Below are 24,820 nucleotides of genomic sequence, written 5' to 3'. Positions count from 1 at the left end.
GAGAGACGAAATGGAACCGATCTGGGCCGTGGGTTTGATGACGGGTACTGTGCTGGACGGCAACATCGATGTCGCGCTTCTCAAAACCGATGGCGAACGCGTCGAGCGCTTCGGCGCCTATACGCTTGCACCCTATGATCAAGCCGTTCGCGACCTTCTGGAAGAGACACTGGCTGCGGCCCGCAAGTGGAATTTCGACGGGCCGGAGCCGGAGATTTTCGCACGCGCCGAAGACGCGCTGACCCGTGCCCAGTCCGCTGCAGTAGCAGCCCTGGTGAAAGATGCCGGGTTGTCGCTATCCGATATCGGCGTCGTCGGCTTCCATGGGCAGACCGTACTGCACCGCGCGCCGCAGCCGGGCCGTCTCGGCGCCACCCGGCAACTGGGCGATGGCGGATTGATGGCGAAGCTTCTCGGTACCAAGGTGGCCTATGATTTTCGCAGCGCCGATGTTCGCGCTGGCGGACAAGGCGCCCCGCTGGCCGCCGCCTATCACTCGGCGCTGCTGAAGGGCGTGACGCAGGATGGCAGTGCCGCGATCCTCAATCTCGGCGGTGTCGGTAACGTCACCTGGACCGATGGCAAGGGCCACGTTGTCGCCTTTGACACAGGCCCCGCCAATGCGCCGATCAACGACTGGATCAAGCAGCATGGACGAGGTGACATGGACCGCGACGGCCTGATCGCCGCATCAGGACAAGTCAATGAAGAGCGCCTGGCGAAGCTGCTCCAGCATCCCTATCTCTCCGCTCGCTTCCCGAAATCGCTGGATCGGTTCGATTTTGGTGCGAGCATGGCAGACGGGCTTTCATTGGAAGATGGCGCCGCCACGCTGACGGCCTTCACCGCCTCTGCCGTCGGCAAGGCGCTGGATCTGCTTCCGCAGCGCCCGGAGAGATTGTTTGTCAGCGGCGGCGGTCGCCATAATCCGACACTGATGCGCATGCTGGCGGAGCGCGCCCGTGTCGACGCCCAGCCTGCCGAAACGCTGGGCTGGCGGGGCGACGCCGTAGAGGCCGAATGTTTTGCTTTTCTGGCGGTCCGCGTGCTGCGCAATATGCCGATCAGCTTCCCGACCACGACCGGCGCTCCAGAACCGATGACCGGCGGACGCCTCGCCGCCTGAAATTTTCAATCAGACGCGATCAGAGCCGCTTTTTCAAAAATTTCCGGGTGCGGCCGATCGGAAAATCCGGCAGCTCACCGAAGACCTCGTAACCCTGGCGGGAGTAAGCCTTCTCCGCCACCGGGTTGAATGTGTCGATCCAGGCGGAATGACAGCCGCGCCCGCGCGCCTCATTTTCCGCCGCGGTCAACATGCGACCCGCCATCTGCTGGCCGCGAAGACTGTCGTGAACCCAGAGCCACTGCACGTAAAGCCAGCCCCAGGCGGTGTATCCGCTGATCCCGGCCAGTAAGGCGCCATCATCCCCCCGAACGATGACTGCAAGCGGCATCCTGTCGGCAGCTCCGACATCGGCATCGTTGAACGCGGAAAGATTGGTACCGATGGCCGCAATGTCTTCAGGGGATGGACGATCGGTGACGGTCAGATCGGGTTTCATGCGCGCACTCCGGGACTGATTTCCATCACGACCATAATGCATAGCAGTTCTAAAACAGGCTGCCTTGATTTCCAGGGTCGGTTGCTATGGGCTTGACGGATTTCTTTCGCACTTGAGCCGAAGATGCGTCAGCTGGTTGCGGCGCATCCGCACCCGCCACCGCCGAAACTTCACCATCGGCGAATTCCACCGAGATGACCGCGCCGGGAGCGACGGCGGCGGCACGTGTCAGTGGCCGGTTCTCCTCGTCGCGGATGACCGCATAGCCGCGCTTCAAGACGTTCTTGTAGGACAGCGACTGCAGGATACGCTCATGCGCAGCAAGGCCGGATCTGTTCTGCGTCATGCGATGAAGAATAGCTGTGTCGGCACGCCGCACCGACGCCAGCAGCCGTTCTTTCTGCCGGTCTAACTGGCCGGAGAGGCGCATAGGCAGGGCACGCAAGGAAGAATCCGATGACGAAACCCGCGACTTCGCCTGCAACAGTCGTCTCTCGATCAGGGCTTCCGCACGCTGCATGCGTTCATTCACACGCTGGCGATGCTGGCGCAGACCGTGGCCGAGAACATCCGGCCGCAATCCGGAGGCAGTGCGCTCGAAGCTGCGGCGCTTGTTCATGGTGTTGAGCTCAAGCCCGCGGCCCAGACCGGCAGAGACCTCATCGAACCTACGGCGGGGCAAAGCCAGCAATTGATCGAGGGAGGGAAGAGCACGCACAAGCGCACGAAGCCCCTGTGCACGGTTATCCATGTGCCGCCGCGTGGAGCCGGAGAGACGCGCCGCCAGACCGGCGAGTTGCGCCTCAAGATCGGCACGAACCGGCACTGCCATTTCCGCCGCCCCCGTCGGGGTTGGCGCGCGGACGTCCGCGGCATAGTCGATCAAGGTCGTATCGGTCTCGTGACCGACGGCCGAAATCAGCGGAATTGCGCTTTCTGCCGCCGCTCGCACGACAATCTCGTCATTGAAGCTCCACAGGTCCTCAAGACTGCCGCCGCCACGCGCGACGATCAGCACATCCGGGCGGGGTATGGCACCGCCCTGAGGCAGAGCGTTGAATCCGCGAATGGCATTCGCGACCTCTTCGCCGGAACCATCACCCTGAACCTTGACGGGCCAGACGAGCACGTGAACCGGAAAGCGATCCGAAATACGGTGCAGGATATCGCGGATGACGGCACCCGTCGGTGAGGTCACCACACCGATCACATGCGGCATGTAGGGCAGACGGCGCTTGCGCGCCTGATCGAACAATCCTTCTGCGGCCAGCCGGCGGCGGCGCTCTTCCAGCAACGCCATGAGTGCGCCGGCACCGGCGGGCTCCAGACTCTCGATAACGATCTGATATTTAGACGATCCGGGAAAGGTCGTGATCTTTCCGGTCGCGATCACTTCCATGCCCTCTTCCGGGCGGAACTTCAGCTTGGAAAAGCTTCCCTTCCAGATGACGGCATCGATACGGGCGCGATCGTCCTTCAGCGAAAAATAGGCGTGACCGGATGTGTGTTGTCCGCGATAACCGGAAATCTCGCCCCGTACCCGCACCTGATCGAACGCGGTTTCCACCGTCCGCTTGATGGATCCGGAGAGTTCGGAAACGGAAAACTCGGTGAGGTTGCTCAGCGCCGGCTGACTGAAAATATCGCTCATGCCCCATGGTAACTGAAGTGCCACGATTCGGGAACCGCGACGCCTTGATGACAGTTTGAATAAAACTGGCAGAATCGTTATGATGTGTTACATTCTGTATCTTGAAGTGCATGCCACTGAGGAGACATTGCAGGCTTTTGAGGAGAAGATGCCATGTCTGATTGCTTTGGGAGGAGCGGCATCATGGAATTCATTATCGGAATCGGCCTTGGCTTGAGTGCTGCGGCAACACGTTCGACCTTCGCTGTCGCGATGGTCGGCATTCTTGTGGTGGCAGTCTTCGCAGCTGCGGCCCTTATGGCGGCAAGCGGCGTTTCGATTTTGACGCTTTTAGTGACGCTCGCGGGGCTGAACATCGGTGTTGCGATCGCGTTCTTCGGAGCTTTCGCGCTTCGTTAGGTCTCTGCTGACAGCGCCTGATTGAGCACTTATGATGACGCCAGCTCATCATCGAGGTTTGGCGTGACATTCGCTCGTTTTATTTCTTTTCAGATCATGGTTATGGCACTCGATGCCCTTGTCACCTGGTTTCTGGTGTCCAAAGCAGGCATTCCTATTCTCCCAAGCAAAACAATCGGTACCCTGTCAGCCGCAGCTTTTGCCGCCGTTTACCTCCGGCATGTGAGTGTCTTTGCAGACAACAGCCGCTTCATCACAGTCAGCATCACTTTGATATCATTGCTGGTCAACTACGGCATGTTCACGCTGCTGGTGCTGCGCAATCCCATCCTTCAATGGCCACTTGCTTGTGGAGCAGCGGCCGCTGCTGCGTTGCTTCTGTCCGGCATCGGCTATTGGCGCGTCCGCCGCTTCACTCCCTGAAGGGCGACGAAACCTCGGGCTGGACGACATCATCCGCAAGTAACCACTTTACCCCTAACCTGCAAAGACAGTAATGGCTTGATACGTCCTCTTTTCGTCTGATGCGCGCATTTCACCTTCAAATAATGGGTTTAAAACGATATCCAGATTGAAACTGGAGATACAAAAATGTCCCACCATACTGCGCTTCTCGTTATCGATGTACAGGAATCCTTCCGGCACGCGCCCTACTTCGAAGAGAGCGGTCTGCCGAAATTCTTGGCGGCGCAACAGGCATTGATCGATGGAGCGAACGCGGCAGGCATTCCTGTCGTGCAGATCTTCCATGTCGATGGAGACCGCGCCTTTTCGGCCACTAGCGGCTTCATCCGCACATTCGACGGAATCAGCATCAACCCGACCGTCACCTTCCAAAAGAGCCGGCACTCCGCCTTCGTCGGCACGGGTCTTGATATCTGGCTGACCCAACAGGGGATCAACCACCTGATCGTTTCCGGCATTCGCACCGAGCAATGCTGCGAAACCACGACACGCCATGGCGCCGATCTGGGCTATAAGGTCGACTATGTGACAGAAGCAACCCTGACCTTCCCGATGACGCATGCATCCGGTGACATCTTTTCGCCCGCCGAAATCGCCAAACGCACCGAACTGGTGCTGGCTGGACGATTTGCGCGCATTGCAACCGTAGAAGATGCGATTGATGGCATGAGAAAGGCCGCCTGATGAGCCAAATGCCCGGCAACGAACCAGAGGTGATCTCCGTTTTTGTGGTGCTGCCGCCGCATACGCTGCTGCTGGATGTTGCCGGGCCTCTGGAAGTACTTCGCTACGCCAATGAACAACAGCAGAAAATCCGCTTCGATTGCCGCTACATCGCAGCCCAGCCAAATCAGACGACGACGATAGGCCTCGGTCTTTGCGGGCTGGAGCCTCTGCCAGAGGTGCTGCCCGCACAGGCGATGATCCTGATCTCCGGAAGCTCGTCCACGTCTCAGCAGCAGCCGGAGGTCGCTCACGAAAGGCGCGCCATTTCCGACTGGCTGCGGCGAACGGCAAGGCCAGACACGACAATCGTCAGCATCTGCTCTGGCGCGCTGATCGCGGCGGAGGCCGGACTATTCGATGGTCATCATTGCACCACCCATGCCCATTGCATCGCGGATCTGAAGCGCATTGCGCCTCTTGCCTTCGTTGAGGAAAACAGACTGTTCGTGGAGGATGGCAAGCGCTTCTCGAGTGCCGGCATTTCCACCGGCATAGACCTCACCCTGCATCTCGTCTCGACACTCGTCAGCCCGGAGGTCGCTGCCCGCATCGCTCAGATCATGGTGGTCTATCTTCGCCGAACGGCCCAAGACCCACAAATTTCACCTTGGCTCTCAGGTCGAAATCACATTCACCCGTCTATTCACAGGGCTCAGGATGCCATCGTCGCGGATCCGGCGGCTGACTGGACTCTGGCGCGCCTTGCGGACATCGCCCATCTCAGCCAACGGCATCTTTCCCGGCTGTTTCGAGAGCAAACGGGATTGAGCGTCGTGGACTATGTCAATCTGATCCGGGTGACGCTGGCGCGCGATATCATCTCCCAGTCCAGGCTCGATATGGAAGCCGTTGCGGAGCGTGCGGGCTTCGCGTCTGCGCGTCATCTGCGGCGCATCTGGCAGCAGCATCACACAAAGCCGCCGACAGCATTCCGAAACCTCTCCTCCTGATAGGCGTTTGCTCCCTGGCGAGATGATTGGATCAAGGAAATTCAATAGTCATCGCCTGGTAGCACCGCTAAACATTTCAGACAGACCAGAGGAGAAGCTCCATGCAGAACCGAACACTTGGCCGCACCGGCCTTTCCGTCGCGCCTATCGTCTTCGGTGGCAACGTCTTTGGCTGGACCGCAGACGAGAAGACCTCCTTTCAACTGCTGGACGCCTTCTTCGATGCCGGCTTCAACGCTATCGACACCGCAGACGTCTACTCCGCCTGGGTCCCCGGTCATCAGGGTGGAGAGTCCGAAACGATTATCGGCAAGTGGCTGAAGAGCGGCTCCGTGAAGCGCGACGATGCCGTTATCATCACCAAGGTCGGCTTCGACAATAATGAGCGCAAGACGGGACTGAGCGCCAACTGGATCGCCACGGCCGTCGAAAATTCTCTCCGTCGGCTGCAGACCGACTATATCGACCTCTATCTTGCCCATAAGCCGGACGATGCCGTGCCTCTGGAGGAAACGCTTGGCGCCTTCGCCCGACTGAAAGAGGCCGGCAAGGTCAGAGCCATCGGTTGCTCCAACTATGACGCTGAGCAACTCCAGGCCTCACTCGAAGTCGCCGAAAAGACGGGACTTGATCGCTTCGATGTTCTTCAACCGGAATACAATCTCTTAACCCGCGACAAGTTTGAAGGGCCACTGGCTGACCTATGCGCCCGCGAAGAGATCAGTGTCATCAATTACTACAGCCTCGCTGCGGGTTTCTTGACCGGCAAATACCGCATCAAAGCCGATACCGAAGGCGTCGCTCGCTCTTACCGTGTCGCAAATTACCTCGATCCGCGTGGGCTTGCCATTCTGGGTGCTATGGACACGATTGCGGCGGAGACCGGTGCCAGACATGCCGATATTGCGCTGGCCTGGCTGTTGGCGAAACCATCCGTGACGGCACCGATCGCCAGCGCCACCAGCCTGTCGCAGCTGGAGAGTTTCAAGCGCGCGGTCAACCTTCGCTTGAGCGATGACATGATGCGGCTGTTGGACGAAGCAGGAGCCTGACAGAGACGATGACACTGACGATCCGTGATGCCGCCAGCAATGACCGGGATGATTGGCTCCGCCTGTGGAAGGCCTACCTCGAATTTTACAAGGTCGATCTGCCAGACGACGTGACCGATCATACCTGGGAAAAGTTGTTGGACCCGGCATCGCGGCTTTCCATCCGACTTGCCGTTCTGGACGGCACGGTCGCAGGCTTCGCCATCCACCATTTTCACGAATCCACCTGGGCGAAGACGCCGGACTGTTACCTCGAAGATCTCTTTGTCGATGGCGCGATCCGCGGCAAGGGCATCGGTCGTGCGCTGATTGAGGATCTCATCCGCATCTGTCACGAAAATGGATGGTCGCGGCTCTACTGGCATACGGATGAAGACAATCACCGTGCACAAGCGCTCTATGACAGCTACGTGAAGAGCGATGGCCATATTCGCTACAGGCTTAAATTCTAGAGCACGTCGACAACACGTGCTGGCCAGCATGCATCACAGCCGAGCGTGATTACCTGGCGAGTCGATAAAACAACTGCCCCAGATTTGTCTCGAATATGAAGCGCCGCGCGGTACAACAAAGCCCCGCCTGCGGCTATTTTCTCACTCAATGATCCTGCTGGAAAGTGCGAAGATCGGCCACAACCTTGCACTGAAGACCGCTCGGCTCATAGAGAACCATGACCTTGCTGCTTGAGACACCAGATATGCCGGCCTTGATCAATCGAGAGCCCGCCCCTTCGCGGTCTGGCGAACACACAGGTGGACCATTTTTTTCCTGCCACAAGAATTCGAATGTCTCCCGGTCACCGTCAACGACGCGCCACGAAATCTCGATCTTGCCGTCCGGCGTTGAAAGTGCCCCATATTTCACCGCATTGGTGGCTAACTCGTGCAGAATAAGGGAAAGCGACAGCGCCGGACGGGAGCCGACGTGGATCTCCGGCCCATCCACACTGAAGCGAGGCTCGTTCGGGTCTTCATGGACCGCCAGCATCTGCCCGACAAGATTACGCACCGTCGAGGAGCCAAGTCCTCCTTGAATCACCGTATCATGGGCGCGGCTTAAGATATTGATGCGCTCGGCGAGGGTCTGTCGCGCCACAGTCATATCCGGTGCCGATCGCAAGGTTTGCGATGCTATAGCCTGAACCATGGCAAGCTGGTTTTTCAGGCGATGCCCCAGTTCATGCGCCACCAGTTCCTTGTGCCGCTCTTCGGCCAGGCGCTCGGTCACATCCTGCGCCTGAACCAGTATCCCGAAAATATCGCCCACGGCATCGCGCATCGGCTGATAGACCAGATCGATCAATCGGTCCTGCTTTTCGCCACCCGGTCCACGGTTCAGTTCGATCGGCTGACCTCTCGCGACAAAGGGTTGTCCGGTCTTGTAGACCTCATCGATCTTTTCGATATGCCCCTGCCGCACCACTTCCGAAAGCGCCTCGGCAAGAGGCTTCCCGATAACATCACGCCCGGCACCGATGATGGAGTAGCACTCCTCATTGGCAAACTCGAAGATGTGGTCGGGGCCGATCAATGTGGCAATACCGCCGGGAGAGAGCTCGAAGACCTGTCGCAGGCGCTCTTGCTGCAGCTTCTGCTCACGCCGCAACAGCACCTCGCCGGTGATTTCCGAGCACGCGCAGAACATGCCAAGCACAGTCCCTGAATGATCACGGACCGGCGTATAAGAAAAGGCAAAATGCGTTTCCTCCGCATAACCCTTGCGATACATCGTGAACTCGATGTCATCCATCGAGGTGCCCTGACCAGCATAGGCTGCACTGATGATGGGCTCGACCTTGTCCCAGATGTCGAACCACAGATCCTGAAACGGCTTTCCGAAGGCGTCCGGATGACGGTTACCGCACATGAGCGCATAGCCATCATTATAAAGCGTGATCTGCTGTGGACCCCAGACAATCAGCATGGGCTGAAGCGAGCCCAGCATGACATTGACCAGCACCTTCAGTTCGACGGGCCATGCGTCCTTTGGTCCAAGGGGGTTGCTGTCCCAGTCAAACTCGCGAAAGATCCGCCCACATTCGCCGCCGCTGACATAGTGCAAAGACATCCCCTTGGAGCAAGCGTATTAAGGCAGCATCTTTTTCGAGCACGCCACCGCATTAATATTCCGAGTACCAAAAATCGCATTAAGCCCCGACAGAAAGTTGGCATTGCCCCAACGGCAACGACCACTCAAATGCCGGACCCATTCAAATCAGAAGCACCATAGCCGAATAAAAATGAACGTGCCAGAGAGCCCGCAGATGGGCGAAGCGTTGGAGGCTGCGGAGATTTGCAACACGTCATATCGTCGTCTTTGGGCGCGCGCGCTGGAGGCCCCGGATTAGACACTGTCACGCCCAAACATGCCGCCGCTCGCCGTTGAAATCTTTGAGAACACAGTCTTCCAACACTCCAAACCTCTTTAGCCGACGCTTCATCGAAACCCTGTATTCGCACAGGGCCACAATTCTCATAGTTTTCAAGGCAAAACAGAATTTTACGCTTGCATGGGGCCATGGCTGTGGCTATGAACGGCCCGCTTACCACAGCGCGCCGGAGAGGTGGCAGAGTGGTCGAATGCACCGCACTCGAAATGCGGCATACCTGCAAGGGTATCGTGGGTTCGAATCCCACCCTCTCCGCCATAAATAACTTGGGCAGCAAGGTTTCCGTGGTAGTTCACACTGATTTTGTGACGGCGCAAGCGTATGACGCTTTGTTAGGCTCTAGCAGCAGAGCCACACTCGAGGCGCGCTCTGCTGTAAGTTGAACGCGGTTCCCTTCAGGTGATCGCGAGCAATTTCGACTTAGCGGCATCTCGCCGATCTATTAACTCTAATAGTTTAGCGTTTTCTCCAGCTGAAAGGTTGCCCGACTTGCCCGCTTCATAAATGGTCAAATGGAAATGATACCAGTCTTGATAAGCGGCAATCAAATCCACCACTGCCTCTTTGTGACGCTCAGATTGGGATATTACTTTTACAATATCTTCCGGAAGATAACCTGTCAGATCACCATCGCTGGCGATTGATTTCGCGGCTCGTATAATCGCATTAGCATATACTTGGTCCAGCATCTCTTTTGTGAAAATCATACTCACGCTTTTTGCTCCCCTATGTTTTGTCCCACGGCGTCCTTCATCGATATCAGGATCGTGCGGGTTGTGTATAGGTAAACGGGATAACAATTCGTTGTAGCTTTACCTAACGAAATTGGCGGGGATAATCCTTGGCACCACTCCAGGGGCACCCTACGCATAATCTTCAAAATGCATTGGAGATTATAATGGCCACGATCAGAAAACTCAGGGGACGCTGGCAAGCACAGGTTCGTCGTCGTGGCATGAAGCCCCGTTGCAAATCGTTCGACACGAAGCTCGAAGCTGAAAAGTGGGCGCGTGATCTGGAATCCCGTGTAGATCGGTTCGGCGCTGCACCTGATACGAAAATCCTAGAAAGCACAACACTCGGGCAGCTTCTTGAACGCTATCAGCGGGAAGTCTCTCCTTTGAAACGCGGCTCCGTCCAAGAGATTCAGCGTATTGATGTGCTGCGTCGTCATGATCTCTCTTACCGGACGATGATCGGGCTCAGCCAGCAGGAGATCGCGTCCTTCCGTGACGAGCGCCTTCGATCAGTAGCTCCATCTACCACCGTGCGGGAGCTTGCCATTCTTAGTCACGTTCTCGAGGTTGCAATGCGTGATTGGGGTCTGCCATTATCAAAGAACGTGGTGAAGTCGGTGCGTCGTCCGGTAATACGGAACGAGCGCAGCCGCCGTCTTACGATCAATGAAGAGCAGCGCCTGCTGGACGCTTGTGATACCGGGAAGATACCTTTCCTCCGCACGCTACTCATCATCGCCATCGAAACTGGAATGCGCCGCGGTGAGCTGCTCGGACTCAAGTGGAGCGACTTCTCACATAACCGTCGAGTGCTGTCCCTTACGCTTACCAAGAACGGTTCCAGTCGTGAGGTTCCTCTGTCTCAGCGTGCATTTGAAGCACTGATCGTTTGGAGCGAGCATCCAAACGTAGATCAATCTACCATTTTTCCAATGCGTGCAGGGACGCTTGAGCAGGCATGGAGACGGCTTTTGAACCGCTCCGGTGTGACAGCACTACGCTTCCACGATCTCCGGCACGAAGGCGTTAGCCGCCTCTTCGAACGTGGTCTAAATGTAATAGAGGTGAGCAGCATCTCCGGACATAAAGAGCTTCGAATGCTGAAGCGCTATACGCATTTGAGCGCTGACGATCTGGTTGCTCGCCTCGGATAGATTGATCTACCCATCATTATTATCTCTCGCACCGGATACTTTTCCCCACCCGGTCAGTGAAGTCCTAGAAAAAAGCGTCTCCGTTCAAGGGGATGCCTTGGGTCCAGACGACACTACGAAATCCTAACCACCTCTCCCACAAGGGTAGCGAGCTTTACCTTTAGACAACTTTCGTGCCTTTGAGCGCGACAGAGGGACGATTTTTTGGGTTGCCTACACAGAGATTCGGCAGTTTGTTTCTTAGCTGGAATAAGAGAAACGTTTACACTGGCTTTCCACCAAGTTGACAAAAAGTGCCGAAAAATCATTTTTTTCGCCGGATTCATGCGCATTCGCCTACGGAACTATCGCAAAGAGGTTGAGAGCGCCTTGTTCGCGCTGATCAGCAGTCCGAAATTTTTCTGCTGACCACCTCAATTTTTTTCAGTAACCGCCGACGATTTCGCTATATGCGAATTCATAGCAGGCGCCCGCTTATCCCAAGTCCAAATTTTGTAATTCGCCGTCACTGGCGGGAAGGATAACCCATGCCTACACAACAAAAAACTCCCGAACATCTCCGGATGGACTCTCTGGTCGAGACAGTCCAGCAGCACCCGGTCGCGGTTCTGGAAGCAGAGCGGCAACTGACTGCCGTCAAGTGGTTTGAATACCGGTTCATGTCTCCCAAGAAAGCCAATCGGCTGTTCACGGAATGTTATCAGAAAGTCTACAGTCGAAAATTTGCGGAGGAGGTCGATGTCGAGCGTGCGGACAGTGTGAGCGGCGTCCACTTTTTCACGATGAAAGGCAATGCCCGCGAGAGAAGCCAACTGGTTGCGGCACGGCAGCGCGCAGATCGTCTTGGCATTCCCTATCCATTTTACATCGAGGCTGCTTTCGACTTCGCATTCAGACGAGGTGACAAACGACGCAGGTTTCCTCGACCAAATCAACTACTCGGCAATCGCGCATCCGAGGGGTTGTGCGAACAATTCATTATCAAACGGTGGAATGAGTATATCGCCAATGGTCTGTTCCGCGTCGAGCACCCAATCTATCTGATCGAGAACTATCGCGGCCTGCCTGCCCAAGAAGACTTCAGACGCTTTGTCCTCGATCACGTGAGAGAAGCCCACCTACCTCTTCACCGTGCGATACAAAAATTCACATATGATCGGCAGCAAGTGCCTGCTGAATGCTTTCGGACATTGGTGTCAGAGGAGGTGGTCAATAATGCGATGGAAATTGTCGAAAGTGACCTTCAGATTTTTCCAGTGGTCACTATTCCTCATGTCCCGCTCACTTCCACTCAACGCTGGCCAACATGTTTCGGGATGCACTACGCCCTCGATCCATCTTCGCCGGAGTGTGCTTCGTGCCCGCAGATACACGGATGCAAATTTCTCGGCGATCTGGTTCTGAAGGAAGCTACTAAGCAAGCTGGGGTGGACGATCCGGCAGGGGACTACAAGCGAAAGATGGACCGGGAGCGGCAGCGGAGGTGTAGAGCTAGGAAGAAAAACGAAATGAACGACACGGGTCTCGGTACGCCCCCTCATACCTCGGATCAGATTTCCCCCTAACCGGGATGGTGTTTGGAATGAAAAGCGGTGTCACGCTGCCAATAATCTTCTTATCTTTTTAAAAGTAAGTAAGAGAATTAGAAGCGTGACATCTTCAGGCTCAAACCGTTTCCGGATTGTAATTGAAGAATAACAAAAAACTGAGCTTCCCGGTCCTGAAAATCGTGAGGCGACAAAAAGGAAGCGCTTGTTAAAGCTGCACCAGCAAGCGCTTACTTGCCGACGCACAGTTCAACATCCGGAGCGACGAAGCCAGCCAGTGAGCTCCTATGAGTCAAAGAGAGGCACTCGAACGCTCAGCTTCCACCTTCAAAGTTCTGAGTAAAGTCCTGGGATGAATTCCATGCTTTTTGGCAACGGCTTGGACAGAGGTTGAGCCGTTGGCAATCGCCTCTCTTGCATCTCGGCGCTGATCGTCAGTCATCGCAGGACGACGACCGATTTGACTGCCGCGTGACCGAGCAGCAGCCATCCCGGCTTTAGTCCTCTCACTGATCAGAGATCGCTCGAACTCCGCCATGCTAGCAAGCACATGGAGAAGAAGGCGGCCTCCTGGCGTGCTGGTGTCCAAGCTTTCGCTCAACGATCGGAACTCGACACCGCGCTCATTGAGGTCACGGATCAACTTGAGAAGTTCGAAAAGTGAGCGGCCCAATCGATCAAGACGCCAGACAACAATGGTATCTCCACGCCGAAGCTTTCGAAGCAGGCGCGTCAGACCGGGTCTTGTGAAATCTGCCCCGGAATACCCTTCATCGGTCAGGATATCGGTGCATCCCGACGCTCTCAGCGCCGACATTTGCAAGTCGAGGCTTTGCTCAAGAGTGCTGACGCGTGCATATCCGAAGGTCTTCATTTGCTGCCGCTCAAGTTTCCGGTGCTGCTAATCCGTGCATCATACTCGCCAAACCCTTGATTTAAAGGAACCTTTTTGTGCAGCACGGGTTTTCTGTTGACCGAGTGAGCAGCTCCCAAGGATTTCAAGGCCTTGTCTTCGGGCGCCGGGTCTCCGGTTCGTTATGACGGGACCCTTCCCTTTTGTGCGGCGAAATCGACATTCGCTCCGGAGATTTCAATGAGTCAGAAGCCAGGTCTAGTAGATCAATCTACTCGAGTTAAGTTCATCAGCATGCTGAAGGCGGTTATAGCTATTCCTTTGATGGTGGTTGGCTCTCCTGCGTTCGCTGGTCCGCTTGAGACGGCGTTGTTTAACGCGACAGTCCCCTACGTGGCTCTGAAGCGTGGGTCGGTTGAATGCGGAAAACCTGATGGAGAGCATATCGCTTACAAGCAGCGAGTGCTGAATCTGTTGGGACGCATTCCTAACCTCGATCTGATCGTGGTGGATCGCGAAATGGAACGAGCTTTCGAGCGCGAGGTAACGAAGCACAATCCGACATGTTCAGACGCCTTGCTTGAGCGATACAAATACACGATGACGAGAGGCGCGGAGGCATCAATCGAAGCTTTGACAGATGCCGTATCGGATCAGCTTCGCGAGCAGTAGATCGATCTATCAATCCCATGCGATGACTTAGGGCGATGGTTGGGATAACAGCCATTGCTCTATTTTGTCACGCGTGGACCTCTTCAGGATACGTGAGCCCCTGAATGCGCTTTCAAGTGATGTATCTTTCGCCGGTATCCCAATCTGATCACGGATCGATCTTGCTGTGATGCCTCGAGACTGCATGATGTCATCAATACGCTTCTTGGCCCAAGGCTCTAAGTAATTGTCTTTAGTAAAAACCGGTTTGGGAGACCGGTGTAGGCTGGTTCCCGATGTCGTTTTCAACCAGCCTACAAATTCAAGCCGCTCAGAAGCGGATGCTTTTTTCCAAGCGTTTTTCAGCTCGTGGAGTCGAGTTCGCCCAGTTTTTATTCCGGCAGCGATTGAAGCCTCAGTAATCGTCCTGTGTTTTCCAGCTTTCAGATCAGCATAAACCAGCGGAAATTCATTTCGCAAGCGCTCTTCGTAATAGCCACTATCGCGTTTTTGCTTCTTCGGCATTTTGAACTTTGTCCGGAATCAATCGACATAACTTGTAGGCGCAATATCGCGAAAGTGCCAAAGAGCCCTTCGGCGCACGCACCATACTTTACTCTGCGATACAACGCTTTGCTGCACCGTGCCAGCTAGCAATCTCGCCTGGGTCAAATGCGCTATGCCAGCCCCGGCTCTCTCTTGTGAAGCATTTAGCGCCCGCATCACATCCTAACAAACCGAACATTTTTCCGGACAACCTATGCGGTTATGCGGCTGGACAGACCGCCATTGATCGTCCACCGTATCCTTGTTTACGAGGATGATTCTGTGATGAAAGACAATATTATAGAGGGTGTTCAGACGTGGACTACCTGGTGGATATCTCAACGGCAAAAGAAAATTCGCGACACCGTTAATCAAACCATGGAAATCAACCCGTTTCTGGCTCCGTTGATCTGGAATCTCCATGGTTTCAGCAGCGGCAGTGAGCTTGCCGAATTCCTCATTGGAGGCCACTTTTACATTGGGCACGGAACAGGCTTCGGAAAATTCATTGACGAAAAAGTTCTGCCTGAAGTCTTTAAGACTAAGAAGCTATCGCGCAAATCTCGGTCACTAATGAATATGACCCATAGCGCCTATGACAATATTGACCACGTAGTCGAAAAAGGCGGGAAACGTTATTTACTTTCTTTGAAAGCAGGGAAATGGACTATTCAGCTTGGTCAGGCGGTAAACCTCAACGCGTCGCTAAATGAAATCTGCAAGCTAAGAGCAAGCGACTCCACCTTATTTGAAAAGATCATAGTCGGGACGTTTTATGGTCGCAGCGAGGGGCTAACCGATAAATACAGGATCATTCGGGGAATCAACACCGGACAGAACCACGATGTTGTCGATATAACAGATAACGTCGAAGTTATCTCGGGTCGAGAATTCTGGGCTTGGCTAGGCGACGACTACGATACCCAGGACTGGATCATCGAAGGTATCGTTCGAGCGACCAAGGCATCCGCAGGTATCGAAAGAAAAGCTGCTGAAGACACAGAAAAGATCGAGCGCAATATCACGAAAGTGTTTGCCACAATTCAAGACCCTCATTCGGTGGATGATTGGAAGAAATTCGCATCAGCGATTAACGACTAACTAGAAAAAGCTGAACTGCTCAGCCGCCGGCTCGTCATAATAGCCTGTAGCCCCAGCGAACGCTTCGCCGTTACGCCAATAACTTTTTGTCCTGACGTGGGGACGGAGGTGTTTGATAGCGTAATCTTTAGTCAGATTATCATGACGCCCGCTCGCTGCAAGAAGCTGTTGGACGACGCTGCCTGCTACCAAGCCCAATCTGACAGGAACGGCGTTCCCGATCTGCCGGTATTTCTCCGCAGCCGAGCCCTGCAGTTTCCAATCCCGCGGAAATTCCTGTATAGCCGCGCACTCGCCTACGGTTAAGGCTCGAACGTGATCTGGATGACACATACTAGTAGATGCGTGGTTAGGCATAGTCACTACGGTCGGCGATGGAAAATTCCAATCAAGCCTGCGCCACGTAGCACTACGGCCACCTTTTAGATACCAGCTTTTGCCCATGGACTCCTTTTGAATTTCCTCGGGTAAACTTCGCCAGTTTCCGCCCGGAGGCACCATTTGCAAGTAGTGTTTTTTCCGAGGGCTGAAATCCATTATGTCGGAGTCGTTGTCCTCAAATCCGTCAAGGATTGCGTCTCGCAACCTGGTGAATGGGGGAAGTCCGTCCTCTTGACGATTACTATGTGTCGGAGCGGGGAAATTAGCCCTCGAACCGATACGGTTGCCGATAAGTAGTAGTCGTTCTCGAATCTGCGGTGCGCCGTAATTAACCGCGTTCACCAAGTATCCGTCGATGTGATACCCCAAGTCATAGAATTGATCGTATATTTCACGGAGGAGACTTCCGTGAGCGCTCATTGACTTATGGTAGCCATCGACACTTGCCGCTAACTTGGGTGGTATGAGTGGCATCGAATGCAGGCCGCGAACATTCTCCATAATGAAAGCTTTCGGCAATAGCTCCCCAATCATTCGAACATATTCGAAAACTAGCTGTCCTCTGGGATCACCGATCCCACTACGATTGCCGTATACCGAGAATGACTGGCATGGCGGGCCACCTACTACCAGATCCAACTCGCCTTGCTTCATGCCGATCGCTTGCAGGACTTCGGCTCCGGACAAATCCGCTATCGACTGCTCGAAAACGGGAATGTCTGGCATATTTGCTTTAATCGTTCTCACAGCCGCGGCATCGATTTCATTGGCTGCATATATCGTGCCGCCTGCTCGTTCTAAACCGATATCCAGTCCCATTCCGCCCGAGAAAAAAGATACGAATGAGAATGTCATAGCCTACCTGCGATTCGTTGATTGCCTGCTTGTTGTCACTAGCACTAGGCGGTAGAATTGCGAAGCCTTCCCTTTAAAGTCCCTTCTCGAGCTGACCGCCGTGATCCTGAGGCCACATCAGCGGCACATAAATGTGACGCTTCAAAGAGCAAGGCCATGGCTGTGGCTATGAACGGCCCGCTTACCACAGCGCGCCGGAGAGGTGGCAGAGTGGTCGAATGCACCGCACTCGAAATGCGGCATACCTGCAAGGGTATAGTGGGTTCGAATCCCACCCTCTCCGCCATTTGGATTTCACTCCCCGCCGCTTGCCCCGCAAATCCTTGGATTTTCACATAAAGTCTCCGGTTGCCTGCGGCCTTACCGGGAGCAGAAAACATGCGGGTATCGCGCGGGGTACACCTTGGGGTATCGCTGGAGCCATCGAATGTGGGCACTGAAATCTCAACGTCGGGAAAGGCGCGAGGGCCGGGACCCTATCTTGTCCGATCAGGGTCCGTTTACATCTTTCAGATAAAAATGCCGAAGGACTTGGGAGGTGGACGTACTCCTCCTCCCATTCGACTGAGTCTTGGTGCGTGCTCCCATCGGCGGGCAAGACTGTTTGCCGATCTGTTGGCCGCACGAGCAAGACTGTTGTTCCACACGATGAGGATGCGACATATGAGCGAACGCGGCAAGGGCGCAACGGATACCGACCCGGAGATGACTCCGGAGGCTTCCGCCGAAGCTCTTATCGAGATGCGCGGTGAACTGAAAGCCTATCTGCGGATCATCAATCAGCCCGATCCGCCGTTCACACCGGAGGAGCAGCAGAAGACTGCCGGAATACGCGATCTGGTCGGCTTGCATCGGGAGCTTCGGAAGCAGGAGGACGGCGAGCCATACAATGAGCTTATTGTCAGCAATGCCGAACTTCTGGAACAGACAGCCCTTAACAAGCTAGGCCAGACCGCCCGCTCATCTGTTGCCCCCGCCGCTGTCGTTCATGACCCTGCTGCCGTTTCACTTCCGCCCGTGATCGAGAGGCCGCCGCAGATGACACGCGACAAGAGCGGCAAGTTGATCCCCGCTTTCAAGCTTGATCGCAGGACCGTGGCGCGCAAACCTTCAAGCCTGCCGCGCCTTGGCGAAATCATGGAAGAGTACCTTGAGAAAAGAAGGCTCAAGAGTGGCCCGAAAGGTGCCAAGGACATCAAGACGGCCCGCGCCAGGCTCGACGTCTTCATCGAATTAATCGGGGACCATCCTGTCGATACGTATAATCCCACGGATCTCCAAGCATTTATCGAACTAATGCAGTTCTGGCCGGGAGACAATAATCTGCGTGATCCCTCCATGTCGGCCATGCAGATCATCGAAGGGAACCGTGATCTTCACCTGCAACCGCTGACCCTCAAATCGCTTCAGGAAGGCTATCTTGCCGTCGTCAAGGCTGCCATCCGTTCTTTGATGACCGAGGGAGAATATCCTGACCCCTTTGCGGGAACGAAACTCGTTTACCCTTCGACCGCCGCGGTAGCGGTTAAATCTGAACCGTTGGCGACTGAGAAGATCAGTCAGGTTTTTCGTGCTGGTGTGGCCTCCGGCTTGATGGAAGACGTGATGTTGCCGCTGCTCGGTCATCTGACGGGCAGACGTATCGGTTTGCTCATTCATCTGACTGGCAACGATTTTCGCGAGAAGTTCTCGGGTGTATGGGTAGCGCAGCTCGCCAGCGTCAAGAAAATCGACGGTGTTTGGGTATCGACCCCACACAAAACGGACGCTAGCACAACCTACTTTGTACTGCACGAGTTCCTGAGCGAGATCGGATTTATCGAATGGGCGGTTCGGCAAAAAGGACGTTTCCTATTCCCTAATTTGATGAGGCTTGCTGATCCAAGCAAAAGCGCGTCGTCTTACATGAACCGCTTGTTTGAACGCGCCGGAATCAAGCAGAAGAACAGGAAAGGTGAGGATGGAGAATCTGGCGGCAGAGAGGTCTTCCATTCATTGCGTGGTGGCAACATCGACGATATGCGGAATGCCAAGATAGAAGGCCGCGCCAGACGCATGCAGTCGGGTCATCAGGTCGGGAGTGACGAACACGACAACTACGGATTCATGAATCTGGGTGAGCGTCAGGCGCGCGAGATTGCTGCGCTTCCTCTTGATCCGGGGATCGATTTTTCTGTCTTCCGGGGGCTGGATTTCGATAGGATCGCCCGGAAGAAGCGGTTGTCTGGGCCGAAGCCCCAGAAGATGTAGCTCGGGTCGCTTGACCTATGCTCGCCGACGATTGACCATTAAAAAGACCGCCATCATTGGGCTGGAACCCTCCGGCGGTCTTTTATGGTGTGTTCGAAAATGTTGAACGTCGGCGCTGAAATTGTAAAGACCCACAGAACGGGTCCGTGAGCCGGGGCTGGTAGATAAGCCAGCCCGGACATCAGAACTTCACACCCTACAACGTCAACAAATTTGGCCGGGAGATCGTGACAGGTTGCTCTGTCTGGATTGGTCGATCGATGCCGATGAAATCCGACAGCACGTTCCCATGCCTGACGCACGGTCGGTGAAGGCCGCGCATGTCCAGGCCGCCATCGTCGCCGATGCCATCATGTCAGCCCGTCGTGAACCGCTCCGCCGCATCTCCTACTCACGTCGCAAAGGGTGGTGGACGGAGAGCAGCCGATACCGGGGCCGCGAATTCACTTATGACACCGTCGTGCCTGCCGTGGATGCTCTCCTGCACGCCGGAATCCTTGTTGATCATGATCTTCAGCCAGCGGGACGGGCGACCGGGATTCAATCGAGCTATCGGCCCGCAGCCTGGCTTGCGGGTACCAGCACGTCGAGTCTTCGGCGGAAGCCGGGCGAGCTGATCCGGCTGAAGGATTCGGCAGGTTCCCTCGTCTCCTACTGCGACACTGAGCGGACGCACCGGGAGCGGAAGCTGGTGGAGAAGGTCAACCGTCTGATTGCAGATACGGAGATCTCGCTGAATGCACCGAATGCCCATTTCGATGGCGACGTGATCCGGTTCGGGGAGCATTCGGTGTATCCGGACATGCTGTCCCTGTACCGCGTGTTTAATGGCGGCTGGACCCTCGGAGGGCGCTTCTATGGAGGCTGGTGGCAGTCGGTGAAGTCGAAGGACCGGCAGCACTTCGTTCTCGACGGCCAGCGCACGACGGAAGTCGATTACGAACAGCTTCACCCGAGGCTGCTATATGCGCTCGCCGGACAGCATTTGGATGGTGACGCCTACACCCTTCCTGGATGGGACAGGAAGGTGTGCAAGATCGCGTTCAATGTCCTCCTGAACGCGTCCGGCTATCATGAGGCACATGGTGCATTGCTCCCATATCTCGACGGCTGCGAGATCTCCGCCCGCGACTTGATCCACGACATGAAGACCCGGCATCCAAAGGTCGCGCGCTATTTCCACAGCGGCATAGGATTGCGGTTGCAGAACGTGGATTCCGATATGTGCCGCTTCGTGCTGGCGGACATGTCCGTGAAGAAGGGGATCGTCGTGCTGCCAGTCCATGACAGCTTCATCGTCCCGGAAGCGGCGAAGGATGAACTGGTCGTGACGATGAAGACTGCCTTCGAGCGGGCAACAGCGAACATCGGAGATAAGTAAAAGAAAACATGTAGATGACGCGGAAGTGGACTACAAACGCAAGTCCACGCCGCTGGATGTGGTCGGTGGCCTGCCACCGTGTGCCTACCGATGTGGCCCGTGCTCGTCGCCGATGTGGCGATGGCTATTGCCGATCCCACGGCATGCTCCGGCTGAAGGCCTCCTCGAAGAGCCGATGCTTTGACCGGAAACCCTCAAGGGGGTTGGGAAGGAAAAGCTTTAGTCGATCACTAAATCTTCTTGTTCCTTGCTCCGCCGGCAGACATGATTCTTCCATGAACATCATTTGGGAGGATCGTGATGCAGAAATATGAGCGGCCGATGGTTCGAATGGAATGCGAAGGACAAGCCGTCATCAGGTTCGGCGATGGGACAGTCATGAGCATTCTCCCTCATTGCGAGGCCGTGCCGGACGTTCAAACCTCTGATAGCCGCTGGCTTTGTCTTGACTGCGCCGCATATCATCTAGGCGGCTGGGCCGATCCGAATGTAGAGCAGTGGGTTGTTCGACATCGCCGGGACATCGGCTTCGATCGTGATGAGGAAAGCAATGCTCAGGCCATCGCCTTCCTGAACAGGTGACGGCGCATGTCCTTTCAATTCGTCCATCTTGAATCCTACGCAAGGAAGCCGGACACCAAGGGGCGTTCGACAGGATTCGTTTTGGCCGAAGCGCGGCGCGATCCGGCGGCGTCGATCCATGTCCCTGTTCCGGGAGTGCCGATCGTCGTGTACGGGGTGAACCCGGAACAGGTCGAGTCCTTGCACGATGCGGCTGCCGACGCAGCGCGCACCACACCGAAGGGCGGAAAGCCGCGTAAGATTCGCGTTGATCAGCACACCCTGCTGACGGTCGTCGCCAGCCATCCGCATACCGTAGATGAAGTCCATGCCGATCCTCGGAAGCGGGCCGAAGTCGATCGTTGGGAGGAACTGACGGTAGCCTGGCTTAGGGAATTGTATGGCGATGCTCTCGTCTCCGTTGTCCGGCATGAGGATGAGGCCTACTGGCACCTTCACGCCTACATCTTGCCGCCATCGCAGGACCTGAAGGCAGCGGCGCTTCATCCGGGGCAAGCTGCCAAGACTGCGGTCATGCAAGCAGGTCCCGGTGCAGATGAGGATTCAAAAACGCTGAACCGCCGTGGTGACGCTGCCTACCGTGCCGCGATGCGCGCCTGGCAGGATTCATATTTCGAGACCGTCGCGGTCCAGTGCGGCCTGACCCGTCTTGGCCCCGCGCGACGTCGCCTTACACGTGCCGAATGGCAGGCCGAGAGGACACAGGCGAACGCGCTGCGCGCCACTCTCGATCGTGCAGACGCTATCCAAAGGAAGGTCGAATCTTTCGTCGCCCGCTCGAAGACTGAAACTGAGATCCTGACGGCAACCGCCGTAGCCAATGCCGGGAAACTTCGAGCCGAAGCGGACGCCGCAAAGGCCGAATCCATGCGCCAGATGGAAGCCGCGAAGGAGGCAACCGCCGCCGCACTGGCCGCGCAAGATCGGGCCGTTGCCGAACAACGGCGCGCAAGGAGCATGATGGCGCGTGTCCGGGCGGAAGCCGAACGGGGTTCAGAGAGCTGCGACAAGGATTCAACAGCTACCCGGCTTGCTGCGGACCCTCTGGGACGGTTTCCGGGCATCGAAAATCAGAGACCTAATTCGGCAGTCGGTTGATGCCGAGATGTCCCGGCTCCGAGAACAGGCAGCGGCGGCAGCCGACCGTGCCAGTGCCGCCGACGCGGCACGAAAAGCGGCGGAAGAGAAACGCCGAAACATCGAGTATAGCCTTGCCGAAGTCGGCATCCAACGCGACGCCGCTTGGCGGGAACTAGCGAAACTAAGGCCCCCGGAGTCGCAGCCGTCTCTTTCCGGGCGACCGAGCCCAAGACCGTGATTTTGGTCGAAAACGGTCTGTGTCCACAAAATGAAGGGCGGATTCAGGCCCGTACAGCGCGTTTAGTAGGTGCTTCTGTATCCGAACCCATCCGAAACGCGATGAATCCGGTCTTGCCGCCGCCCCGGCCTGTCGGCTGTTCTCACGACAAGGATTCATCTCTTCCCGTAACGAACGTTCGACCTCACGTCGGACTCGTTCCGGGGCCCAAGCATGATGAGCATATCGGAGCGGTCAGCATCGCGCCACCTTTGCGGGACCGCGGGCATTCGCGCATGCGGTGGTCGGTTCTCGGCGGCAGCCACAGGAGCGTCAGCAAAGCGCCACCCGGCGGGACGCGGGACTGACTGCCCCCGACGTCGCATTCCGTACCTCCTCCCCGAACACGATAGTGGACTGGCTCACCCTTCTCCCTTGCTTTTTGAGGCGGTAGGGATTCTAAGTGGGGCCTGATTTGATACGCGAATATGTTGGGGGCCACGATGACTGAGCTGAATTTCAAGGGCAAGGAATTCGTCTACAATCATCACCTCTCGGTTCCATTCCGCCCACTGGAAATGCATGCTGAAAAGGGAATTGGTGCGCCCCGGCTGGATGGCAATCTGATTATCCAGGGTGACAACCTGCAAGCCCTGAAGGCGCTGTTGCCAATCTATGCCGGCAAGATGGACTGCATCTTCATCGACCCTCCCTACAACACAGGCAATGAAGGCTGGGCCTACAATGACAACGTCAATTCGCCGATGATCAAGGAGTGGCTTGCGGCAAATCCGATCGGGATCGAAGATGGCCTACGCCATGACAAGTGGTGCGCCATGATGTGGCCAAGGCTTAGACTGCTCCACGAACTTCTTGCAGAGACTGGCAGCTTCTGGATGACACTGGATGACAACGAAGTTCATCGTGCCAAATTGCTGCTTGATGAAGTTTTCGGAAGTGAATCATATTCCGCCCACATCGTTTGGCAATCTTCTGACAATTCTAACAACGACGCCAAAAATTTCTCGGTCGATAAAAATCATATACTTGTATACGGAAAGTCAGATGCTTGGCGGCCGTTCCACTTAGACGATGCGGAAAAAAGGAAACACTTCAAGAATCCCGATGATGATCCTAAAGGGCCATACTTCGACGGAAATCCAGTAGACTCTCCAAACCCGCGTGAGAATCTAAAATATAAAATCGAAACGCCGAACGGGGGAGAAATAAATCATCCGAAGAATGGCTGGAGATGGGAGAAGCCAACTCTATTGGAAAAGCTTAAGAGCGGAGAAATACGATTTTCTGCTGACGAAACCAGAATAATTCGGCGAACATATCTCCGTGACATGAAGGGTTTGCCTCCATCTGACCTTTGGATAAGATTGGATAAATTCGGCCACAACCGAAATGCAAAATATGAACTTCAATCGATATTCGGAGGAGACAGCCCATTCCCAACACCGAAGCCAAGCAAGCTTCTTGAAGCCATCCTTGATTTAGCAGTGAGCACGGATGCGACGGTACTCGATAGCTTCGCTGGGTCTGGTACAACTGCGCATGCGGTTTTGAAGGCTAATAAGCTCGATGGGGGCTCTCGGCGCTTCATACTTGTGGAAATGGAAGACTATTCGGACACGCTGACAGCAGAGCGCGTGCGCCGGGTCATTAACGGATACGCGTTCAAGGGAACGCAGAAGACGGAGCTTCTCCGGGAGCGGATCAACTGGCGGACGCTGGAGAAGCCGAACGCGCTGACGGACAAGGTGCAGGCCATTGAGAACCTGCATGGACACGAGTTCGACCGGATCAAGAAGGAAATCAAGGATTCGGAACTGGTCGTGACGGGCGAGAAGGCATTTGCCGAACGCGCCGAAGGACTCGGCGGTGAGTTCACCTATTGCACCTTGGGTCCGGCGGTTGAGCTGGACAAAATCCTGACTGGGGAAACCCTTCCGGACTTCGCTGCACTGGGTGCGGTGCTGTTCCATACCGCCACCAATCACGCCTTCAATCCGGCGTCGGCGGACTTCGAGAAGGGCTATCTCGGCACCAGCAGCGGCCAGCATGTCTGGCTGATCTACAGGCCGGATCTCGAATGGCTGAAATCCCCGGAGGCGGCGCTGACGCTTTCCAAGGCTCGCGAGTTCGTGGCTGCGCATCCGGGAGACAGACACCTCGTATTCGCACCCGCCCGGTATGTCTCCCAAAAGCTGTTGGCGGAAGAGAACCTTCCGGTGGAGTTTGTGCCCTTGCCCTTCGCCCTCTACCGCATTGAACGGAGCTGA

23 protein-coding genes and 2 tRNA genes are annotated in these 24,820 nt (G+C 55.7%); 18 read left to right on the top strand and 7 right to left on the bottom strand.

Going from position 1 to position 24,820, the window contains the following annotated elements; all coding sequences use genetic code 11:
• Positions 1–10: 10 nt before the first annotated feature.
• Positions 11–1,126, top strand: a complete 1,116-nt coding sequence (locus QE408_RS06625; RefSeq protein ID WP_306929550.1) for an anhydro-N-acetylmuramic acid kinase — start codon at positions 11–13, stop codon at positions 1,124–1,126.
• A 19-nt stretch (positions 1,127–1,145) separates the two neighbouring features.
• Here the strand turns inward: QE408_RS06625 and QE408_RS06620 are convergent, their stop codons facing one another.
• Together QE408_RS06620 and xseA are read right to left on the bottom strand one after the other, a co-directional pair.
• Positions 1,146–1,565: a GNAT family N-acetyltransferase gene (locus QE408_RS06620; protein ID WP_306929548.1), complete on the bottom strand. Its 420-nt coding sequence runs from the start codon at positions 1,563–1,565 to the stop codon at positions 1,146–1,148.
• 49 nt (positions 1,566–1,614) lie between these two features.
• Positions 1,615–3,216, bottom strand: a complete 1,602-nt coding sequence (gene xseA / locus QE408_RS06615; RefSeq protein WP_306930235.1) for an exodeoxyribonuclease VII large subunit — start codon at positions 3,214–3,216, stop codon at positions 1,615–1,617.
• Between the two features lie 183 nt (positions 3,217–3,399).
• Here xseA and QE408_RS06610 point away from each other — a divergent pair, with 183 nt between their 5' ends.
• The 6 genes from QE408_RS06610 to QE408_RS06585 all read left to right on the top strand — a co-directional run bounded on the left by QE408_RS06610 (position 3,400) and on the right by QE408_RS06585 (position 7,260).
• The gene (locus QE408_RS06610; protein ID WP_306929546.1) at positions 3,400–3,615 is read left to right on the top strand and encodes a hypothetical protein; all 216 of its coding nucleotides are present in this window, start codon (positions 3,400–3,402) and stop codon (positions 3,613–3,615) included.
• A 63-nt stretch (positions 3,616–3,678) separates the two neighbouring features.
• The gene (locus tag QE408_RS06605; protein ID WP_306929544.1) at positions 3,679–4,038 is read left to right on the top strand and encodes a hypothetical protein; all 360 of its coding nucleotides are present in this window, start codon (positions 3,679–3,681) and stop codon (positions 4,036–4,038) included.
• 168 nt (positions 4,039–4,206) lie between these two features.
• Entirely contained in the window at positions 4,207–4,764 is a 558-nt protein-coding gene (locus QE408_RS06600; protein ID WP_306929543.1) for a cysteine hydrolase family protein, read from the top strand.
• An 8-nt stretch (positions 4,765–4,772) separates the two neighbouring features.
• Complete coding sequence (locus QE408_RS06595) at positions 4,773–5,756, top strand: GlxA family transcriptional regulator (RefSeq protein ID WP_373465514.1); 984 nt, start codon at positions 4,773–4,775, stop codon at positions 5,754–5,756.
• A 101-nt stretch (positions 5,757–5,857) separates the two neighbouring features.
• The gene (locus QE408_RS06590; protein ID WP_306929539.1) at positions 5,858–6,808 is read left to right on the top strand and encodes an aldo/keto reductase; all 951 of its coding nucleotides are present in this window, start codon (positions 5,858–5,860) and stop codon (positions 6,806–6,808) included.
• Between the two features lie 8 nt (positions 6,809–6,816).
• Positions 6,817–7,260: a GNAT family N-acetyltransferase gene (locus tag QE408_RS06585; RefSeq protein ID WP_306929537.1), complete on the top strand. Its 444-nt coding sequence runs from the start codon at positions 6,817–6,819 to the stop codon at positions 7,258–7,260.
• 145 nt (positions 7,261–7,405) lie between these two features.
• Here QE408_RS06585 and QE408_RS06580 read toward each other — a convergent pair whose 3' ends face one another.
• Positions 7,406–8,869 carry a PAS domain-containing sensor histidine kinase gene (locus QE408_RS06580; RefSeq protein WP_306929535.1) on the bottom strand — a complete coding sequence of 488 codons (1,464 nt, stop codon included), beginning with the start codon at positions 8,867–8,869 and terminating at the stop codon, positions 7,406–7,408.
• A gap of 496 nt (positions 8,870–9,365) precedes the next feature.
• On the opposite strand from QE408_RS06580, the gene QE408_RS06575 reads away from it, so the two are divergent.
• Positions 9,366–9,455: transfer RNA gene (locus tag QE408_RS06575), tRNA-Ser, on the top strand.
• A 137-nt stretch (positions 9,456–9,592) separates the two neighbouring features.
• On the opposite strand, the gene QE408_RS06570 is transcribed toward QE408_RS06575, so the two are convergent.
• Complete coding sequence (locus QE408_RS06570) at positions 9,593–9,910, bottom strand: hypothetical protein (RefSeq protein ID WP_306929534.1); 318 nt, start codon at positions 9,908–9,910, stop codon at positions 9,593–9,595.
• Between the two features lie 185 nt (positions 9,911–10,095).
• Here QE408_RS06570 and QE408_RS06565 point away from each other — a divergent pair, with 185 nt between their 5' ends.
• Positions 10,096–11,088, top strand: coding sequence for a site-specific integrase (locus QE408_RS06565; RefSeq protein ID WP_306929532.1), 993 nt, complete (start codon positions 10,096–10,098; stop codon positions 11,086–11,088).
• A 527-nt stretch (positions 11,089–11,615) separates the two neighbouring features.
• Positions 11,616–12,653 carry a hypothetical protein gene (locus tag QE408_RS06560; RefSeq protein WP_306929531.1) on the top strand — a complete coding sequence of 346 codons (1,038 nt, stop codon included), beginning with the start codon at positions 11,616–11,618 and terminating at the stop codon, positions 12,651–12,653.
• Positions 12,654–12,927: 274 nt separating this feature from the next.
• Here QE408_RS06560 and QE408_RS06555 read toward each other — a convergent pair whose 3' ends face one another.
• Positions 12,928–13,509: a recombinase family protein gene (locus QE408_RS06555; RefSeq protein ID WP_306929530.1), complete on the bottom strand. Its 582-nt coding sequence runs from the start codon at positions 13,507–13,509 to the stop codon at positions 12,928–12,930.
• Between the two features lie 219 nt (positions 13,510–13,728).
• Here QE408_RS06555 and QE408_RS06550 point away from each other — a divergent pair, with 219 nt between their 5' ends.
• Complete coding sequence (locus QE408_RS06550; protein ID WP_306929529.1) at positions 13,729–14,160, top strand: hypothetical protein; 432 nt, start codon at positions 13,729–13,731, stop codon at positions 14,158–14,160.
• Positions 14,161–14,187: 27 nt separating this feature from the next.
• Here the strand turns inward: QE408_RS06550 and QE408_RS06545 are convergent, their stop codons facing one another.
• Positions 14,188–14,664, bottom strand: coding sequence for a hypothetical protein (locus QE408_RS06545; RefSeq protein WP_306929528.1), 477 nt, complete (start codon positions 14,662–14,664; stop codon positions 14,188–14,190).
• A gap of 306 nt (positions 14,665–14,970) precedes the next feature.
• On the opposite strand from QE408_RS06545, the gene QE408_RS06540 reads away from it, so the two are divergent.
• Entirely contained in the window at positions 14,971–15,786 is an 816-nt protein-coding gene (locus tag QE408_RS06540) for a PmeII family type II restriction endonuclease (RefSeq protein WP_306929526.1), read from the top strand.
• Here QE408_RS06540 and QE408_RS06535 read toward each other — a convergent pair whose 3' ends face one another.
• The gene (locus QE408_RS06535; RefSeq protein ID WP_306929525.1) at positions 15,787–17,022 is read right to left on the bottom strand and encodes a DNA cytosine methyltransferase; all 1,236 of its coding nucleotides are present in this window, start codon (positions 17,020–17,022) and stop codon (positions 15,787–15,789) included.
• Between the two features lie 196 nt (positions 17,023–17,218).
• On the opposite strand from QE408_RS06535, the gene QE408_RS06530 reads away from it, so the two are divergent.
• The 6 genes from QE408_RS06530 (at position 17,219) to QE408_RS06505 (ending at position 24,820) form a co-directional block, all read left to right on the top strand.
• Positions 17,219–17,308, top strand: a tRNA-Ser gene (locus QE408_RS06530).
• 377 nt (positions 17,309–17,685) lie between these two features.
• Complete coding sequence (locus QE408_RS06525) at positions 17,686–19,272, top strand: hypothetical protein (RefSeq protein ID WP_306929523.1); 1,587 nt, start codon at positions 17,686–17,688, stop codon at positions 19,270–19,272.
• A gap of 289 nt (positions 19,273–19,561) precedes the next feature.
• Positions 19,562–20,653, top strand: coding sequence for a hypothetical protein (locus QE408_RS06520; protein ID WP_306929522.1), 1,092 nt, complete (start codon positions 19,562–19,564; stop codon positions 20,651–20,653).
• A 300-nt stretch (positions 20,654–20,953) separates the two neighbouring features.
• On the top strand, positions 20,954–21,235 hold the full coding sequence (locus QE408_RS06515; protein WP_306929520.1) for a hypothetical protein: 282 nt from the start codon (positions 20,954–20,956) through the stop codon (positions 21,233–21,235).
• Positions 21,236–21,241: 6 nt separating this feature from the next.
• Entirely contained in the window at positions 21,242–22,333 is a 1,092-nt protein-coding gene (locus tag QE408_RS06510) for a hypothetical protein (protein WP_306929519.1), read from the top strand.
• 702 nt (positions 22,334–23,035) lie between these two features.
• Complete coding sequence (locus QE408_RS06505; RefSeq protein ID WP_306929517.1) at positions 23,036–24,820, top strand: site-specific DNA-methyltransferase; 1,785 nt, start codon at positions 23,036–23,038, stop codon at positions 24,818–24,820.

The sequence above is a fragment of the Agrobacterium larrymoorei genome (genome assembly GCF_030819275.1).
Classification (GTDB): Bacteria; Pseudomonadota; Alphaproteobacteria; order Rhizobiales; family Rhizobiaceae; genus Agrobacterium; species Agrobacterium larrymoorei_B.
This window is presented reverse-complemented; position numbering and strand designations above follow the sequence as displayed.

What these genes read in the sequence shown, in the direction of transcription:
- QE408_RS06560 (WP_306929531.1), top strand. Translation starts at nt 11,616, where the DNA reads ATGCCTACACAACAAAAAACTCCCGAACATCTCCGGATGGACTCTCTG.
- QE408_RS06585 (WP_306929537.1), top strand. Translation starts at nt 6,817, where the DNA reads ATGACACTGACGATCCGTGATGCCGCCAGCAATGACCGGGATGATTGG.
- QE408_RS06565 (WP_306929532.1), top strand. Translation starts at nt 10,096, where the DNA reads ATGGCCACGATCAGAAAACTCAGGGGACGCTGGCAAGCACAGGTTCGT.
- QE408_RS06525 (WP_306929523.1), top strand. Translation starts at nt 17,686, where the DNA reads ATGAGCGAACGCGGCAAGGGCGCAACGGATACCGACCCGGAGATGACT.
- QE408_RS06625 (WP_306929550.1), top strand. Translation starts at nt 11, where the DNA reads ATGGAACCGATCTGGGCCGTGGGTTTGATGACGGGTACTGTGCTGGAC.
- QE408_RS06620 (WP_306929548.1), bottom strand. Translation starts at nt 1,565, where the DNA reads ATGAAACCCGATCTGACCGTCACCGATCGTCCATCCCCTGAAGACATT.
- QE408_RS06540 (WP_306929526.1), top strand. Translation starts at nt 14,971, where the DNA reads ATGAAAGACAATATTATAGAGGGTGTTCAGACGTGGACTACCTGGTGG.
- xseA (WP_306930235.1), bottom strand. Translation starts at nt 3,216, where the DNA reads ATGAGCGATATTTTCAGTCAGCCGGCGCTGAGCAACCTCACCGAGTTT.
- QE408_RS06515 (WP_306929520.1), top strand. Translation starts at nt 20,954, where the DNA reads ATGCAGAAATATGAGCGGCCGATGGTTCGAATGGAATGCGAAGGACAA.
- QE408_RS06550 (WP_306929529.1), top strand. Translation starts at nt 13,729, where the DNA reads ATGAGTCAGAAGCCAGGTCTAGTAGATCAATCTACTCGAGTTAAGTTC.
- QE408_RS06505 (WP_306929517.1), top strand. Translation starts at nt 23,036, where the DNA reads ATGACTGAGCTGAATTTCAAGGGCAAGGAATTCGTCTACAATCATCAC.
- QE408_RS06520 (WP_306929522.1), top strand. Translation starts at nt 19,562, where the DNA reads ATGCCTGACGCACGGTCGGTGAAGGCCGCGCATGTCCAGGCCGCCATC.
- QE408_RS06555 (WP_306929530.1), bottom strand. Translation starts at nt 13,509, where the DNA reads ATGAAGACCTTCGGATATGCACGCGTCAGCACTCTTGAGCAAAGCCTC.
- QE408_RS06600 (WP_306929543.1), top strand. Translation starts at nt 4,207, where the DNA reads ATGTCCCACCATACTGCGCTTCTCGTTATCGATGTACAGGAATCCTTC.
- QE408_RS06590 (WP_306929539.1), top strand. Translation starts at nt 5,858, where the DNA reads ATGCAGAACCGAACACTTGGCCGCACCGGCCTTTCCGTCGCGCCTATC.
- QE408_RS06595 (WP_373465514.1), top strand. Translation starts at nt 4,773, where the DNA reads ATGCCCGGCAACGAACCAGAGGTGATCTCCGTTTTTGTGGTGCTGCCG.
- QE408_RS06545 (WP_306929528.1), bottom strand. Translation starts at nt 14,664, where the DNA reads ATGCCGAAGAAGCAAAAACGCGATAGTGGCTATTACGAAGAGCGCTTG.
- QE408_RS06535 (WP_306929525.1), bottom strand. Translation starts at nt 17,022, where the DNA reads ATGACATTCTCATTCGTATCTTTTTTCTCGGGCGGAATGGGACTGGAT.
- QE408_RS06610 (WP_306929546.1), top strand. Translation starts at nt 3,400, where the DNA reads ATGGAATTCATTATCGGAATCGGCCTTGGCTTGAGTGCTGCGGCAACA.
- QE408_RS06510 (WP_306929519.1), top strand. Translation starts at nt 21,242, where the DNA reads ATGTCCTTTCAATTCGTCCATCTTGAATCCTACGCAAGGAAGCCGGAC.